Genomic DNA, 14628 nt, shown 5'->3' on the forward strand with positions numbered 1-14628 from the left:
GCGCGCTTGAAAGCCGGTTTCAGAGCTGACGCGCGATCACCATGCGCTGCACTTCGCTGGTTCCTTCGTAAATCTGCGTGATGCGTGCATCGCGATAATGCCGCTCCACCGGATAGTCTTGCAGATAGCCATAGCCGCCGTGAATCTGGATGGCATGCGAACAGACGCGCTCCGCCATCTCGGACGCGTAGAGCTTCGCCTGCGAAGCCTCCGACAAACACGCAATGCCCTCGGTGCGCATGCGCGCCGCGTGCAGCACGAGCAGGCGCGCGGCGTTCAGTTGCGTGTGCATGTCGGCGAGCATGTTCGCGACCGACTGATGCTCGAGAATCGGCTTGCCGAACTGGCTGCGATCGTGGGCGTAGGCGCGCGCCGCGTCGAAGGCCGCGCGCGCGATGCCGAGCGCCTGCGCCGCAATGCCAATGCGCCCGCCTTCCAGATTCGACAACGCGATCTTGAGTCCTTCGCCGCGCTTGCCGAGCAGGTTCGCAGCGGGAATCGCGCAATCGTCGAAGGTGATGGCGCAGGTATCCGATGCGCGAATGCCGAGCTTGTGCTCTGGCGGCCCGACATTGAAGCCAGGCGTGCCGGTCGGCACGATGAACGCCGAGATGCCGCGCTTGCCGAGTTCGGGATCGGTCACGGCGAAGACGATAGCCACGCCCGCGCGCTTGCCGTTGGTCACGAACTGCTTGCTGCCCGAAAGCACCCATTTGCCGTCGCGCTCGGTTGCGCGCACGCGCAGATTGTTCGCTTCCGAACCCGCCTGCGGTTCGGTGAGGCAGAACGCGCCGATCACTTCGCCGCTCGCGAGCTTCGGCAGCCATTCGGTCTTCTGCGCGTCGGTGCCGAAAGCGAGGATCGGGCCGCAGCCGACCGAGTTGTGCACACTCATCAACGTGGCGCAGGACGCGCAGCCCGCCGCGATTTCCTCCATCGCGAGCGCATAGGCGGTGTAGTCGCTGAACGTGCCGCCGAGTTCCGCAGGCACGATCATGCCGAGCAAACCCAGTTCGCCGAGTTGCCGCACGACGGCGTCGGGCAACGCGCCGTCCCGGTCCCACTGACCCGCGTTCGGCGCAAGCACTTCGGTCGCGAACTGACGCGCGGCGTCGCGAATCATGCGCTGCTCTTCGGTAAGAAAACTGTCGATCATGGTTGGAGCCCGTAGAAGGTGCCTGAAGCGATCGGATAAACTTGCTCGCCGCGTCTTTCGGAAACGGCGCTGCGGCGCGTTGCAAGTCATGCCTCGATCATGCGCGGCGCGCGTGGCGTGTGCACGAGTCTAGGCAATCGCCGGACATTAGCCGATGCCTGAAACGATCACGCTAACTGAGCGCTTTGGCCACCTAGTGACAACCCCAACATCCACGAAGGACATCGAACGGGATTCGATCGCCGCGAGTCTCGTCGACGCAGCCTTGCGCTGCGCACAAGCACGCGGCGTCGATCGCGCGATACTGCTCGACGCCGCGCAGATCGCGCCCGCGCTGCTCGACACGCCGCATGCGCGCGTCACGCCCGCGCAGTACGGCCGCCTGTGGCACGCCATCGCCGACGCGCTCGACGACGAGTTCCTCGGCCAGGACGCGCACCCGATGCGGCGCGGCAGCTTCGTGCTGATGTCGCACGCCGCGTTGAGCGCGCGCGACGGCGCACAGGCGCTCGGGCGCATCGCCGGATTCATGCGGCTCGTGCTGGACGAGTTATCGTTCGAGCCGGATATCGGCGCGACGCGCGTGCGCCTCTGGATGAACGACGGCCACGGCGAACGCGAGCCCAAGAGCATGTTCGCCTGCGCGACCGGCTTCATCCTCGTCTATGGATTGTTGTGCTGGCTCGTCGGGCGACGCATTCCGGTGCTTGCGGCCGATTTTCGTTGCGAGGAACCAGCGGATAGCGACGAATACCGGCTGATGTTCTGCGACACCCTTCGTTTCGACGCACCGCGTTCATTCGTCGATTTATCGCCCGAATGCGCCGCGCTGCCCGTCGTGCAGACAACCGCCACGATCAGGCGCTTTCTGCGCGACGCGCCCGCGAACTTCATCGTCAAGTATCGGAATTCGGAATCGCTCGCGGCGCGCATTCGGCGGCGCTTGCGGCAGACCGCGCCGGCCGACTGGCCCGAGGCGGACCGCATGGCGGCGGAATTGAATATCGCGCAGGCCACCTTGCGTCGGCGTCTCGCGCAGGAAGGGCTGACGTATCGAACCATCAGGGACGCGCTACGCCGCGATCTGGCGCTCTCGCGTCTTGCGGATACCGACGAAACCATCGCTCAGATTGCGAGCGCGCTCGGCTTTGCGGAACCGAGCGCTTTCAGGCGCGCCTTCAGAAAGTGGACGGGCGTGCGGCCAGGCGGATTATCGCCGCGCACGCTGAGAGCGCGCGGATATCGACGCTGCTATATTGAGGCGTCGAAGAATTGCCCACGGAGCGCATCATGACGAAAGCACGGCCCGACGAACCCGCGACGCACACCCACGAAGAGGAGTTGCTCGACGAAGCGCTGGATGAGACGTTCCCGGCGAGCGATCCGATTGCCGTGGACGCCGAGCCGGAAGACAACGAGGAACGCAAGCGGGCTAAGTAAGACTCAGAGGGGATCGTTCGGACCCGGTTCATCCGGAGTCGAAAGGAGCGTCACCAGTTTGTCGACGTGCTGATGCAGCAACTTCACATGCTTGTCGATCTGTTCGAGACGGCCGGAAAGGTCCGCCTTCGCCGCTTCGCTCATGCGGTCGGAGGCGATGAGTTCATCGGCCTTGGGCAGCATTGGCTCGACTTGCAGCAAACCTAGCTGGCGTTCCAGCCGACGCAAATCCTGCGACAGCAGTTCGCGATTTTTGCGAAACAAAAGATCGCGACGATTGGCTTCCGCCTGCTGCTGCGCGAGATCGGCCACGCGGCGCGTTGCTTCCGTTTGCGACAGCAGCGGGTCGGGACCGCGCAACACGGAACGCTTGGGCGCGGGATGCGCCGTGCCGCGGAACACCGCGACGGGCGCTTCTTCGTCGAGCGCGCGTTGCACGCCGGAAGGCACTTCGGCGGGGTTGCGGCGCTCGTCCATCCAGTGCGGCGGCAAGCCCGTCACGAGCTCGATACCGCGCACGAATTCCTCGTTGAAGTCGCGCTGACCCGCGACGATGAGCTTCATCAGCGAAGGCGAGAAGCTCATCATCCGCGCGAGTCGCGCAGCGCCGCCCGGCGAACCCACCAGAACATTCAGGTTGGCTCGCCAGACGACGAATAGCGTTTCATCGAAATCTTCCATGAAAGGGCTCCCGGCTGACCGATGCACCCAAAGGCGCATGTCGACAATGCGCGCGTTCGAGTCGCGCGCCAGCGCTTCCGGCTTGCGCTTTTTGCGTCCGTGCGCCGTGGGGCGCGCTTCACCTGCAGATTCATACCGCATCAAACACCATACTACCTTGATCGGCAAGCCCGGCGGACATAAGGGTCCGCGCTAATGGCGCCGGTGATTACGACTGGAACACGACAGGCCACGCAAAGAGCGCTTGCCAACCCGTCGCGGCCACTATATTAAGGCTCGTTGCGCAAATAGCCCACCTTGCTCGGATCGAGCATGCGCCAGGTCACGACAAGCGAGATGGCGCACATGGCGGTGACATACCAATAGAACGCCGATTCGCTGCCCGCCGACTTCAGCCACAACGCCACATATTCCGCCGATCCGCCGAACACCGCATTAGCGACGGCGTACGACAGCCCGACGCCCAGCGCGCGCACTTCGGGCGGAAACATCTCCGCCTTGATGAGACCGCTGATCGACGTATAAAAGCTGACAATGGCAAGCGCGGCCACGACCAGAACGAACGCCATGAACGGGCTCGTCACGTCGCGCAACGCGTGCAGCAGCGGCACCGTGCAGAGCGTGGCGAGCGCGCCGAACCAAAGCATCGACTGACGACGCCCGATGCGGTCCGACAGCGCGCCGAAAAGCGGCTGCATGATCATGTAGACGAACAATGCGCCCGTCATCACGTTACTGGCCGTCTTGGCGTGCATGCCCGCCGTATTGACCAGATATTTCTGCATGTACGTGGTGAACGTGTAGAAGATCAGGGATCCGCCTGCCGTGAAGCCGACCACGGTCATGAACGCGCCCTTGTGCTGCATCAGGCCGCGCAAAGTGCCCGCTTCCTTGCGTTGCCGCGATTCGGCGGTCGTGGTTTCTTCGAGCGAACGACGCAGAAAAAGCGAGATCAGCGCCGCGCAAGCGCCGACGAAAAACGGCACGCGCCAGCCCCACGCCTTGAGCTCTTCTGTCGAGAGAAACATCTGAAGGATGACCAGCACGAGTAGCGCGGCGAGCTGTCCGCCGATCAGCGTCACATATTGAAACGATGCGAAGAAACCGCGACGGCCGCGCAGCGCCACCTCGCTCATATAGGTTGCGCTCGTGCCGTACTCGCCGCCGACGGACAAGCCCTGGAAGAGCCGCGCGATCAGCAGAAAGAACGGCGCCCACGCGCCGATGCTCGAATACGTCGGCAGAAAGGTGATGACGAGCGAGCCGCCGCACATCATTAGCACGGAAATCATCATTGCGTTGCGGCGGCCGTGTTTGTCGGCGATACGGCCGAAGAGCCACCCGCCGATCGGGCGCATGAGAAAGCCCGCCGCGAACACGCCCGCGGTATTCAACAATTGCGTGGTCGGATTGCCGCTCGGGAAGAAGGCCGCCGAGAAATACAGCGCAAGGAACGAATAGATATAGAAGTCGAACCATTCGACGAGATTGCCCGACGATGCCCCGACGATCGCGAATACGCGGCGACGGGTATCTTCAGCGGTGTAGGCGGGAATGTCGTTCATGGGTAGTCTGTTCCTGGTCTCGGCGTTTGATCGGCCGGCACGACACTGCCGGGGCGAATCGCTCTGCGGCGTTCGGGCGCAAGTTTATACGACGATTCGCGGAAAAGCGCGCAAAGATGATTGTGATTTCCCCAATGCGGCGCGCGACAAAGGCGGCATCCATCTTTATGCTTTCAGCCGACGCGGCTTGTCGCCAAAGCCTTCGCGCGGCTTACGCCATTTGCATGTTTCCCGGCGTGGCCACGGGTTAGGGAATTTCCCTTATCGAACACGGCGCCGCGGATTTATCGATAAAGTCTCGCTCGTCCATCATTGGAGTTTCGTATGAACATGCCGTGCCATATCGTGCTGGACGACGCGTTGGCGTCGAAATTCGCGCAAGTCGCGCTGGGTCATCTCACGCGCGAGTATCCCAACAAGCTCGATCACGTCATGGCGAGCGCAGCGGACGTGCAAAGCCCGCGCGCGCTGCATCCCGTCTTCTATGGCAGCTTCGACTGGCATTCGTGCGTGCATGGCTATTGGCTGCTTGCGCGTCTCGTCGACCGCTTTCCCGCGCTACCCGAAGCCGCGCGCATTCGCTCGGTCATCGACGAACATTTCACCGATGCCAACGTCGCCGCCGAAGTCGCCTACCTCGAACGCCCGGCGGCGCGCGGTTTCGAACGGCCCTACGGCTGGGCGTGGCTGCTCGCGCTCGCGGGCCAATTGCGCTCGATGCACACCGAGGAAGGCGCGCGCTGGGCCCGTACGCTGCAACCGCTCGCGGATGCCTTCGTCGCGCGCTTCGTCGAATTCCTGCCGAAGTCGACGTATCCGCTGCGCGTCGGCACGCATTTCAACATGGCGTTCGCGCTGACGCTGGCGCTCGGTTATGCACGTGTGGTTCGTGATGGCGATTTCGAGCGCCTTCTCGTCGATACGGCCACGCGCTGGTTCGCCAATGACGAAGCCTGTCAGGCGTGGGAACCGGCCGGTGACGAATTCCTCTCGCCGTCGCTGATGGAAGCCGTGCTGATGCGCCACGTGTTGCCCGATGCATCGTTCACCGGCTGGCTCGAACGCTTCTTGCCGCGTCTTGCCGTGCGCGAACCCGCGACGCTCTTCGTGCCGGCCACCGTCACCGATCGCAGCGACGGCAAGCTCGCGCATCTCGACGGCCTGAACCTGAGCCGCGCGTGGTGCCAGCGGACCATCGCGCGGGCGCTGCCTGCGGGCGATGCGCGCATCGGCGTGCTCGACGCGAGCGCCGACGAGCATCTGGCGGCGGGCATCGCGCACGTGGCGGGCGACTACATGGGCGAACATTGGCTCGCCACGTTTGCGTTGCTGGCGCTGGAAGCGTGACGCGCCGAGCGCCACGCTGAATCAGACGCGCGGCTGGAACGCGATGACCGCCATTCCCGCCAGCGCGATGACCGCGCCCGTCACGTCCCACATCGTCGGCCGGATGCGATCCACGGCCCACAGCCATGCGATCGCCACACCGATATACACGCCGCCATACGCCGCATAGACACGCCCTGCAGCCGCATCGTGCAGCGTGAGGAGCCACGCGAACAACGCAAGCGAAAGCGCGCCGGGCACGACCAGCCAGGGCGAGCCATCGAGCTTCAGCCATCGATACGGAAAGTAGCAACCGGCGATCTCCGCGATGGCCGTCACGACATAAAGCAGAAGAGTTTTCATGAACAGTCGGGCAGCGGGTTCGACGCGCATTATCGGCTGCTTCGGCAGCAAGCGTCGCCCTGACACGGCACAATGACGCCTCTTGCTCACCTCGCCCTGCAATTGAACGCTCCCAACAATATCGAGCATCCGGCCGCCGTGCCGGTGCACTGGCACAAGCGCGTGCTGACGCTCGCGTTTCCCATCGTCCTCGCAAATCTTACGCAGCCGATTCTAGGCGCGGTCGATACCGCCGTCGCCGGTCATCTCGACGGACCGCAATATATTGGCGGCGTCGCTCTCGGGGGACTCGTTTTCAGCTTCGTGTTCTGGAGCTTCGGCTTTTTGCGCATGGGCACGACGGGCCTCGTCGCGCAGGCGTTCGGTGCGAACGATGCGCTTGCCCTGCGCGCAAGCGTATTGCGGGCGATGCTGCTCGCGCTCTTCATCGGCATGGCGGTGCTGGCGTTACAGGTGCCGATCATCCGTTATGCGCTCGCCGCGCTCGGCGGTAGCGCGGCTGTCCAGAGCACGGCCAGCGCCTACTGCCATGCGCGCATCTGGGCCGCGCCCTTCGCGCTTGGCAACTACGTCGTGCTCGGGATGTTGCTCGGCTGCCAGCGCGTGCGGCTCGCGCTCGTCACGCAAGTGTTCATCAACGTGGTGAATATCGTGGCGGTCCTGCTATTCGTGTATCGCTTCGGCTGGGGTATTTCGGGCATCGGCGCGGCCACGGCGGCTGCGGATTTTTGCGGCTTCGCGCTCGGTCTTGCGATTCTCTGGCGTTTGCGTCCACATGGACTTCCGGCGCTCGCGCTGCGCACGCTGCTGGACGCGCGCGCGATGAAGCGCCTCGTCGCGCTCAATCGCGACATCTTCATTCGCACGCTGTGCCTGCTCGGATCGTATGGATGGTTCGCCCACATGGGCGCGCGTCAGGGCGATGCGATCCTCGCGGCCAACGCCGTCCTGCTCAACTTCCAGACCTTCATGGCCTTCGGACTCGATGGCTTCGCGCACGCCGCCGAAGCGCTGGTCGGCGCGGCCACGGGCGCGCGCGACCGCCACGCGTTTCGCCAGGCCGTGAAGGTGACGATGCTGTGGTCGGTGATCGGCGCGGCGGGCTTTTCGCTCGTTTATTGGCTCGCGGGCGAGTGGATCATCGGCCACCTCACGGATCAGCGGGACGTGCGTGCCGCCGCGCTGCGCTTCTTGCCTTGGGCCGTGGTGATGCCGCTTGCATCGGTCATCAGCTTTCAGCTCGATGGCGTGTTTATCGGCGCGACGCGCACGCGGGAGCTGATGGTGTCGACGGCTGTATCGCTTGGCATCTTTCTATTTGCCGCGTGGTTGCTGAACGGCTGGTTCGGCAACCACGGATTGTGGCTCGCGCTCGCCATCTTGATGATCGCGCGCGCCGTTACGTTGCTGGTGCAGTTGCCCGCGATCGAGCGGAGATCGTGCGTGGATTGACGCGGAGTGGATGGCCTGACTCAATCCGCCTTCGCCTTCAACGCCGCCATACCTTCCAACAACGCCTTGTGAAACGCCACCGGGTCCTGCATCTGCGGCGCATGACCGAGCTCGGCAAACTCGACGAGCTTCGCGCCCTCGATCCGCTGCTGTGCAAGCTTCGCCAGCTCAGGATAACGGCCCAGCGTCGGGCGAATCTCCGGCGGCGCCAGATCCTTGCCGATGGCCGTCGTGTCCTTATCGCCGATCATCAGCAGCGTCGGGGTTCGTAACTGATCGAACTCATAGACGACAGGCTGCGTATAGATCATGTCGTACAGCAACGCCGAGTTCCACGCGACCGCATCTTTCCCCGGTCCGCGATACATTCCCGCAAGCATCTGCACCCACGGTTCGTAGTCCGCGCTCCAATGCCCCGCGTAATACGTGCTGGTCTCGTAGCTGCGGATGCTGTCGGCCGTGGTCTTGAGCTCGCGCGCATACCAGTCGTCGATGGAAATGGACGGCACGCCCTTCGCCTTCCAGTCTTCCAGACCAATGGGATTCACGAGCACGAGTTGCTCGGTCTCGCGCGGGTACATCAGCGCATAACGCACCGCGATCATGCCGCCCGTCGAATGCGCGATCAACGTGGGATGCGTGACGCCAAGCGCCGCAAGCAGCGCATGCGTATTGCGCGCGAGCTGCTGGAAGCTGTACTGATAACGCGCCGGTTTGGTGGACTTGCAAAAGCCGATCTGGTCCGGCGCCACCACGCGATACCCGGCTTCGCTCAAGGTATCGATGGTCTTTTTCCACGTCGCCGCGCAGAAGTTCTTGCCATGCAGAAGCACGGCCGTGCGGCCATTGGGATGCGCGGGATGCACATCCATATAGGCCATCTGGACGACCTGCCGTTGCGACGAAATGGAGAACCGCGCGACCGGATAAGGATAGTCGAAGCCTTGCAGTTCAGGTCCGTATGCTGGGCCATCGTTGGCGGGCGCGTCTTGCGCGTGAGCCTGGCTCGCGGTGAGCATCGTGCAACACGAGACGAGCGACAGCAGCAGGTTTCGCGCGATATCGAGCTTGCGGCGCTTGGCGTTCATTGGCTTCCTTCCATTCGTTTCGATGCGGCCTTCGCCTACGGCGCGGCCCGAGCCGACGCATTCTAGCGTGGATGAATTTCTTCCGTTCCATGTGCACTGCACTGCCTTATACTCTGCGGCCTCGATTCGCCCGGCTTAAGCCGAACGGCTGACCATCAGGCGGCGAGTTCTCACGCATCAGCACGGATCTTCATACTCAGCATGCAAGTACGCATCAAGGCATTCGTCGTCGCGCTTCTAGGCGCCGCGTCGGTCGCGGCGGTCGCGAGCGACTGTCCGCAGTTCAGTCCAGGCGGCCGCGCGCCCGTCGTCGTCAATCAGAAGATGCGCGCGTCCACGCAGGAAATCTGCTATACCGATTTCGCTCTGCTGCATTCCGGCGTCACGCACGGGCCGCTCTGGTCGGCGGAGCATTTGACCGCGCAGAGCGTCGATGACGCGAAGAACAACACGCGCACCAATCGCTTTTTCGTCGACAAGCGGCTGCCGGCCGGCGACAGCGCGCAACTCGACGACTACAAAAGGAGCGGCTACGATCGCGGCCACATGAGCCCGGCGGGCGATCGAGCCAGCAAGCAAGGCATGGCCGAATCGTTCTCGCTTGCGAACATCGTGCCGCAGGATCCGTCGAACAACCGGCGCATCTGGTCGCGCATCGAGCAAGCGGTACGCAGGCTGACCGAAGAATCCGGCGATGCCTATGTCGTGACCGGCCCGCTCTTTTCAGGGCGGCAGTTGCAGACCATCGGCGAGTCGCGCGTGTTCGTGCCGACGCAGTTGTACAAGGTGGTCTATTTGCCGAAGCGGCAAATCGCGTTCGTGGTCGTCGTCGATAATGTGCCGACCAATACCTATACGATGAAAACCGTGCGCGAACTGGAAGCCATGAGCGGTCTTGCGTTTCCCGGCATCCCCGATGCACTGAAAGACAAACGAATTGGAGGACTGAGCGGTGTTTAAACCATTTGCCAACGATACCGACGTGATGAACATCGCGGGCGACGCGATCAACATCCAGAACGGCACGACGCGTGTGTCGGTGAGCGGCGAGCTCACCATTGCACGCGATCAGGCGGGGCTCGCCGCCGCGCAGGCGTTGTACAAGGCGCTCGGGGCTATCGTCGATGTTCTTCAAAAGGACAAGGCGCTGCCCGCGAAGCTTGCCGACGAGCCGACCGCGCCCGGCGGCACGGCGGATAATCCGTTCATCTGAAACGGGACGCGAGAAGACGCGACGTGATCGAAAGCCACGTTAGCCCGAGCCCGCTCGGGCCCATTTTGTTTCGCGCGGAAGGCGATTGCCTGACCGGGCTTTTCTTTGTCGGGCAGAAGTATTGCCCGGACGGTTTATCGCACGAGCCATGCGCATCGGCGCGCGTGCCGCGCGTGATCGCCGAGGCGCGCGAGCAAGTCGACGAATATTTCGGTGGCGCGCGCGAGGTGTTTTCGGTGGCGCTGCGGCTCGACGGTACCGCGTTCCAAAAACAAGTCTGGGACACGCTGCGTCAGATTCCTTTCGGCGAAGCCTGGACTTACGGCGATCTCGCGCGCCGTCTTGGCTTGCCCGCAGGCGCATCGCGCGCGGTCGGCGGCGCGAATGGGCGCAATCCGGTGTCGATCATCGTGCCGTGTCATCGCGTGATCGGCGGCGATGGCGAACTCACAGGTTACGCGGGCGGCGTTGCGCGCAAGCGTCACCTGCTGACGCTGGAAGGCGGACGCGGGCGCGAGCAACTGCTGTTGTTCTGATCCTCCGGCGCGTATCGACGTAAAAAAGCTCGCGATCCTTTCGGCTCGCAAGCTTTTTCTTCGACAGCGTCCAGCTTACGGATTGAGCGTCACTTCCACACGGCGATTCTCGGCGCGACCCTGACTCGTCGCGTTCGATGCCACTGGAACAGACTTGCCGAAGCCCTTCATGGAGAACTCGTTCGCCTTCAGACCGTGGCTCTTGAGGTATTCGAGCACCGACTCCGCGCGACGCTGGGACAACGCCAGGTTATACGGCGCGGAGCCAACAGAGTCCGTATGTCCTTCGATGCTGACAGACGAAAACGTCGTGCCGCGTCCTTCCGAGATGATCTGATCGAGCGAGGCTTTGGCCTTCGGCGTCAACTGGGCGCTGTTGAAGTCGAAGTTCGTCTTTTCGTCGAGGGAAATCTTGCGTGCGGCCGGCGCGACCGGCGCGACGGTCGCCGTATCCACCACCGCTGGCGGCGCGGGTTCCGCAGCCGCCGGCTGCACGGGCTGTGCCGGTGCACCGCAGACAAAAATCAGCTCGGAGACATTGTCCGGTGTCTTCGTTCCCGCGACCTTCTGGAGCGGGTTCACCGGCTGGTTGCCGCATGCCTTCTGCGCGGCGGCCATGCATTGGCTGCCGCCTTCGAACAAGCCGTAGCATTCGGCGCGGAAAGCCTTTTGGCCGTTCGACGTCTGAATTTCGCTGAGATTGAACGTGGGACTGGACGCAAGACTGGTCGCAGGACTGGACGTGGACGAGCAAGCGGCAAGAATGGCGACGCTCGCGAGAATAGTGGCAATGGTCTTGTTGAACATATTGAATGAGTAAGCAGAGCGCCTGTTGGCAATTGACGGGATTTCCGCTTATTTCAGCGCCTGAATTGCGAAAGCGCGAATAAGCCCGTTTTGAGAAATAGATGAAGTTCGGTATCGCGATCTTGAAACGACCGAAAGCCGCCGCGATTCTAGCAACGGCTTAAGAACTTACCGCAGGGACAATTCCCAAAAATCGACATCCCGCTTCGCATCTCATTATTCACCGAAGCGTGCGCCATCTGAACGACTGTTGCGACCATCGACGTCATGCAATTCGGCGACATTTCGCCGGCAAGTTGCTCAATTCGGATTACGCATCCAGCTTAATGCGTATCTGATTATGGTCAGAGAATCCAATTAATTCCAGAACAACCTGCGCGCTCTACTCTTCCAAATCAAATCATTTGCGCGTGATCGAATCGCGTTTGTGCCACTCGCGAATCGCCGTTGTAGCGTTCGGGTTTATTAGGCGAAAAGATACGCGAATCCACGGGTTTTGCCGGCAGGCGCGAGAAGATTTCCTTGTCCGCGTGAAAATTGAACGGAGCTGCCGAAAGAATGCGCGAATCGGGCAACCGTTCGCCGGCATTCGCGCATGAAACTGAAATCGGAAACGAAGAAACGAGACAAAGCGCGAGCGTGACGATGCTTGAAAGCGAGTTCGGACGGGACATGGCTGACCTGAAATGAAACGGCGCGTAACGCCTGGAACAGAAAAGGCCTCGATCCATCTCGGCCCTCGTTAATGCATGGATGCCATTTCAACAGGGCCAAGCGTCATCGCCCATGAGAAGGTTCTCAATTTCGTCCTATTTTTGGGATGCGCTCCCGAGAAGACGAGCGGGCGTGAAAAATGCGGACGAGTAGAGTTCAAACCTTTAGCGCCACCCTTTTTGCAGGAACGGGAATCCAACGCGCGCCTCTGCCCATCGATGGGTTGCCATCCAGCGCCAAGGCGGATGGGCTTTCACGATAGACGGAAGATCCCATTGTTGCTCGGAGTCAGCCATAATTCGCGTTCGCTCAAACGGATCGCCAAGTAAAACGAACACTCCATGACCCAAGACGACAAGCTCCCCACCGTTTCGCCCCGACAGACCATACCCAACGACGGCAACGTCACGACTGGCGTGGCAGGTCTGGACGAGATTCTGGGCGGCGGTCTCGCCGAAGGTGGTTTGTACATGATCGAAGGCATGGCTGGCGCGGGAAAGACAATCCTTTCGTCGCAGATCGGTTTTCATCGCGTGGGCCAGGGCGACATGGTGCTATACATCACGCTGATCGCCGAATCGCACACGAAGCTGCTGTCGCACCTTCGGGCAATGTCGTTCTACGACGCCGACGCCATCTCCGAACGCATGCTGTTCGTGAGCGGTTACCACGAACTGATACGCGACGGCCTGTCCGGCTTCCTCTCGCTCATCGCGGCGACCATCCGCACGAGCCGCCCGCGTTTCATGGTCATCGACGGCTTTCGCAGCGCCCGCGAATTCAGTTCGACCGAACTCGAACTCTCGCAATTCATCCACGAGTTGTCGGCCTTCGTGAGCGCCGCGCGCTGCACGACGCTCATTCTCGCGCCGCTGTCCGGCAACGAGCCGCATCCCGAACACACATTGGTCGATGGCTTGATCGAGCTAAATCGCTACAACACCGGAATGCGCCGCGCACGGGAAATCGAAGTGCATAAGCTGCGCGCGCGCGATCATCTGCTCGGCAAGCATTTCTTCAAGATCACGGCGGACGGACTCGTGACCTTCCCGCGACTCGAAGCGTCGTCGGCGAATGCGCAGGACGTGCCGGACTTCGAAAGCCGTCTTGCCTTCGGTTTCCCCGATTTCGATCAGATGCTCGGCGGCGGCGTGGTGCGCGGTTCGACCACCACCTTTATCGGGCCCTCGGGCGTCGGCAAGACGCTGCTCGCGCTCAAGTTTTTGCAGGCGGGCGTGGCGCGCGGCGAGCAGTGCGTCTACTTCGGGCTTTACGAGTCGCCGGAGCGGCTGATCGCGAAGGCGGCGTCGGTCGGCATCGACCTGAAAGACGCTGTCGATAGCGGCCATTTGCTACTGGAATGGCATCCAGCCGTGGAACTCGCCATCGACGAACTTGCCTCGGAACTGATTGCGTCGATCCAGCGCTCGAAGGCGTCGCGGCTCGTGGTGGATGGCGTCGACGGCTTCTTTCAGTCGGCCAACCGCACCGAGCGCCTCGGGCTATTCTTGAACGCGCTCACGCACCGTCTGCGCGAAGCCGGCGTCACCACGCTCGTGACGGAAGAGTTGCCGCTCTACGGCGATTCGACGACGCCCACCACCTTGCGGGCGTCCGCGATGACCGAAAACATCGTGCTCCTGCGCTATGTCGAGGCGAACTCGTCGCTGTATCGCATGGTGTCGGTGGTCAAACAGCGCGAAGGTTCGCACGATACGGCGATCCGCCGTCTCACGATCGATTCGCGCGGATTGCATATCAGCGAAGGGTTCATCGGCTCGACGGGTCTGCTGTCCGGACATCCGTCGTTGGCGCCTGCGCTTTCTGTGTCGGACCCCGGCCAGCGAGCATGAAAAAAATCCTCGTCGTCGACGACGAATTCGACATCCTCACAACCTGGCGCCTCATTCTCGAAATGGAAGGCTACGAAGTGACGACCGCGTCGAACGGGCGCGTGGCGCTCGAATCCGCGCGCGCGAATCCGCCCGACCTCGTCATCACCGACTGGATGATGCCGCACATGGACGGCGTTGCCTTCATCCGCGAACTGGCGGCGAACGACTCGCTTGCACAGGTTCCCGTGATTCTCATGAGCGCGGCGGCGCATGCGCCCACGCTGGAACACGCCAACGCGCAGTTTCGCCGCAAACCGCTTTCCATCGACGATTTGCTCGATCTGGTTAAACATAAACTCGGCGAAGCCTGACCTTGGGCACGAAGCGTGCTCCTTGTTTCACTCGGACGTTGCCGGGATGCCGCAAGATCAGCCCGCTGCAACATTGACCAT

The 14628-nt window shown here is 62.3% G+C and carries 16 protein-coding genes; 10 read left to right on the forward strand and 6 right to left on the reverse strand.

All coding sequences use genetic code 11. The annotated features are described in order from the left end of the window. Positions 1–19: 19 nt before the first annotated feature. Positions 20–1153, reverse strand: coding sequence for an acyl-CoA dehydrogenase family protein (locus P9292_RS12240; RefSeq protein ID WP_305038183.1), 1134 nt, complete (start codon positions 1151–1153; stop codon positions 20–22). A gap of 157 nt (positions 1154–1310) precedes the next feature. On the opposite strand from P9292_RS12240, the gene P9292_RS12245 reads away from it, so the two are divergent. Both P9292_RS12245 and P9292_RS12250 read left to right on the forward strand, forming a co-directional pair. After that, positions 1311–2450, forward strand: coding sequence for an AraC family transcriptional regulator (locus tag P9292_RS12245; RefSeq protein WP_409015160.1), 1140 nt, complete (start codon positions 1311–1313; stop codon positions 2448–2450). Then, positions 2447–2596, forward strand: a complete 150-nt coding sequence (locus P9292_RS12250; RefSeq protein WP_244829264.1) for a hypothetical protein — start codon at positions 2447–2449, stop codon at positions 2594–2596. Before P9292_RS12245 ends, P9292_RS12250 begins: the two co-directional genes overlap by 4 nt. A 3-nt stretch (positions 2597–2599) precedes the next feature. On the opposite strand, the gene P9292_RS12255 is transcribed toward P9292_RS12250, so the two are convergent. Then, positions 2600–3277, reverse strand: a complete 678-nt coding sequence (locus P9292_RS12255) for a hypothetical protein (protein WP_250467421.1) — start codon at positions 3275–3277, stop codon at positions 2600–2602. A 269-nt stretch (positions 3278–3546) separates the two neighbouring features. Further along, positions 3547–4842: an MFS family transporter gene (locus tag P9292_RS12260; RefSeq protein ID WP_244829262.1), complete on the reverse strand. Its 1296-nt coding sequence runs from the start codon at positions 4840–4842 to the stop codon at positions 3547–3549. Here P9292_RS12260 and P9292_RS12265 point away from each other — a divergent pair. Together P9292_RS12265 and P9292_RS12270 are read left to right on the forward strand one after the other, a co-directional pair. After that, positions 4841–5170, forward strand: coding sequence for a hypothetical protein (locus tag P9292_RS12265; protein ID WP_250493626.1), 330 nt, complete (start codon positions 4841–4843; stop codon positions 5168–5170). The two genes, P9292_RS12260 and P9292_RS12265, sit on opposite strands and share 2 nt — an antisense overlap. Before the next feature lie 2 nt (positions 5171–5172). Continuing rightward, positions 5173–6189, forward strand: a complete 1017-nt coding sequence (locus P9292_RS12270) for a DUF2891 domain-containing protein (RefSeq protein WP_309963996.1) — start codon at positions 5173–5175, stop codon at positions 6187–6189. Positions 6190–6210: 21 nt separating this feature from the next. Here the strand turns inward: P9292_RS12270 and P9292_RS12275 are convergent, their stop codons facing one another. Further along, positions 6211–6531 carry a YnfA family protein gene (locus P9292_RS12275; RefSeq protein ID WP_244829259.1) on the reverse strand — a complete coding sequence of 107 codons (321 nt, stop codon included), beginning with the start codon at positions 6529–6531 and terminating at the stop codon, positions 6211–6213. Positions 6532–6603: 72 nt separating this feature from the next. Between P9292_RS12275 and P9292_RS12280 the strand changes: the two genes are divergently transcribed. Further along, entirely contained in the window at positions 6604–7983 is a 1380-nt protein-coding gene (locus P9292_RS12280) for an MATE family efflux transporter (protein WP_309959180.1), read from the forward strand. 20 nt (positions 7984–8003) lie between these two features. Here P9292_RS12280 and P9292_RS12285 read toward each other — a convergent pair whose 3' ends face one another. Continuing rightward, positions 8004–9071, reverse strand: a complete 1068-nt coding sequence (locus P9292_RS12285) for an alpha/beta fold hydrolase (RefSeq protein WP_409015161.1) — start codon at positions 9069–9071, stop codon at positions 8004–8006. Between the two features lie 201 nt (positions 9072–9272). Here P9292_RS12285 and P9292_RS12290 point away from each other — a divergent pair, with 201 nt between their 5' ends. The 3 genes from P9292_RS12290 to P9292_RS12300 are packed head-to-tail and all read left to right on the forward strand — an operon-like array spanning position 9273 to position 10820. After that, entirely contained in the window at positions 9273–10031 is a 759-nt protein-coding gene (locus P9292_RS12290) for a DNA/RNA non-specific endonuclease (protein WP_250493629.1), read from the forward strand. Then, entirely contained in the window at positions 10024–10284 is a 261-nt protein-coding gene (locus P9292_RS12295) for a hypothetical protein (RefSeq protein WP_309959182.1), read from the forward strand. The genes P9292_RS12290 and P9292_RS12295 overlap by 8 nt, the downstream gene beginning before the upstream one ends. Before the next feature lie 23 nt (positions 10285–10307). Further along, positions 10308–10820 (forward strand): methylated-DNA--[protein]-cysteine S-methyltransferase, encoded by a 513-nt coding sequence (locus P9292_RS12300; RefSeq protein ID WP_309959184.1) that lies wholly within the window; start codon positions 10308–10310, stop codon positions 10818–10820. A gap of 75 nt (positions 10821–10895) precedes the next feature. On the opposite strand, the gene P9292_RS12305 is transcribed toward P9292_RS12300, so the two are convergent. Further along, positions 10896–11627, reverse strand: a complete 732-nt coding sequence (locus P9292_RS12305; RefSeq protein WP_309959187.1) for an OmpA family protein — start codon at positions 11625–11627, stop codon at positions 10896–10898. Positions 11628–12682: 1055 nt separating this feature from the next. Here P9292_RS12305 and P9292_RS12310 point away from each other — a divergent pair. Next, a complete protein-coding gene (locus P9292_RS12310) occupies positions 12683–14194 on the forward strand; it encodes an ATPase domain-containing protein (RefSeq protein ID WP_250510260.1) in 1512 nt (503 codons plus the stop codon). Then, positions 14191–14547 (forward strand): response regulator, encoded by a 357-nt coding sequence (locus tag P9292_RS12315; protein ID WP_244829252.1) that lies wholly within the window; start codon positions 14191–14193, stop codon positions 14545–14547. The genes P9292_RS12310 and P9292_RS12315 overlap by 4 nt, the downstream gene beginning before the upstream one ends. Positions 14548–14628 lie beyond the last annotated feature (81 nt).

This window comes from Caballeronia sp. LZ001 (genome assembly GCF_031450875.1).
Lineage (GTDB): Bacteria > Pseudomonadota > Gammaproteobacteria > Burkholderiales > Burkholderiaceae > Caballeronia.

Coding starts and splice junctions, on each gene's coding strand:
- P9292_RS12310 (WP_250510260.1), top strand. CDS start 12,683: ATGACCCAAGACGACAAGCTCCCCACCGTTTCGCCCCGACAGACCATA.
- P9292_RS12265 (WP_250493626.1), top strand. CDS start 4,841: ATGGGTAGTCTGTTCCTGGTCTCGGCGTTTGATCGGCCGGCACGACAC.
- P9292_RS12275 (WP_244829259.1), bottom strand. CDS start 6,531: ATGAAAACTCTTCTGCTTTATGTCGTGACGGCCATCGCGGAGATCGCC.
- P9292_RS12260 (WP_244829262.1), bottom strand. CDS start 4,842: ATGAACGACATTCCCGCCTACACCGCTGAAGATACCCGTCGCCGCGTA.
- P9292_RS12250 (WP_244829264.1), top strand. CDS start 2,447: ATGACGAAAGCACGGCCCGACGAACCCGCGACGCACACCCACGAAGAG.
- P9292_RS12290 (WP_250493629.1), top strand. CDS start 9,273: ATGCAAGTACGCATCAAGGCATTCGTCGTCGCGCTTCTAGGCGCCGCG.
- P9292_RS12280 (WP_309959180.1), top strand. CDS start 6,604: ATGACGCCTCTTGCTCACCTCGCCCTGCAATTGAACGCTCCCAACAAT.
- P9292_RS12305 (WP_309959187.1), bottom strand. CDS start 11,627: ATGTTCAACAAGACCATTGCCACTATTCTCGCGAGCGTCGCCATTCTT.
- P9292_RS12285 (WP_409015161.1), bottom strand. CDS start 9,071: ATGAACGCCAAGCGCCGCAAGCTCGATATCGCGCGAAACCTGCTGCTG.
- P9292_RS12245 (WP_409015160.1), top strand. CDS start 1,311: ATGCCTGAAACGATCACGCTAACTGAGCGCTTTGGCCACCTAGTGACA.
- P9292_RS12315 (WP_244829252.1), top strand. CDS start 14,191: ATGAAAAAAATCCTCGTCGTCGACGACGAATTCGACATCCTCACAACC.
- P9292_RS12270 (WP_309963996.1), top strand. CDS start 5,173: ATGCCGTGCCATATCGTGCTGGACGACGCGTTGGCGTCGAAATTCGCG.
- P9292_RS12255 (WP_250467421.1), bottom strand. CDS start 3,277: ATGGAAGATTTCGATGAAACGCTATTCGTCGTCTGGCGAGCCAACCTG.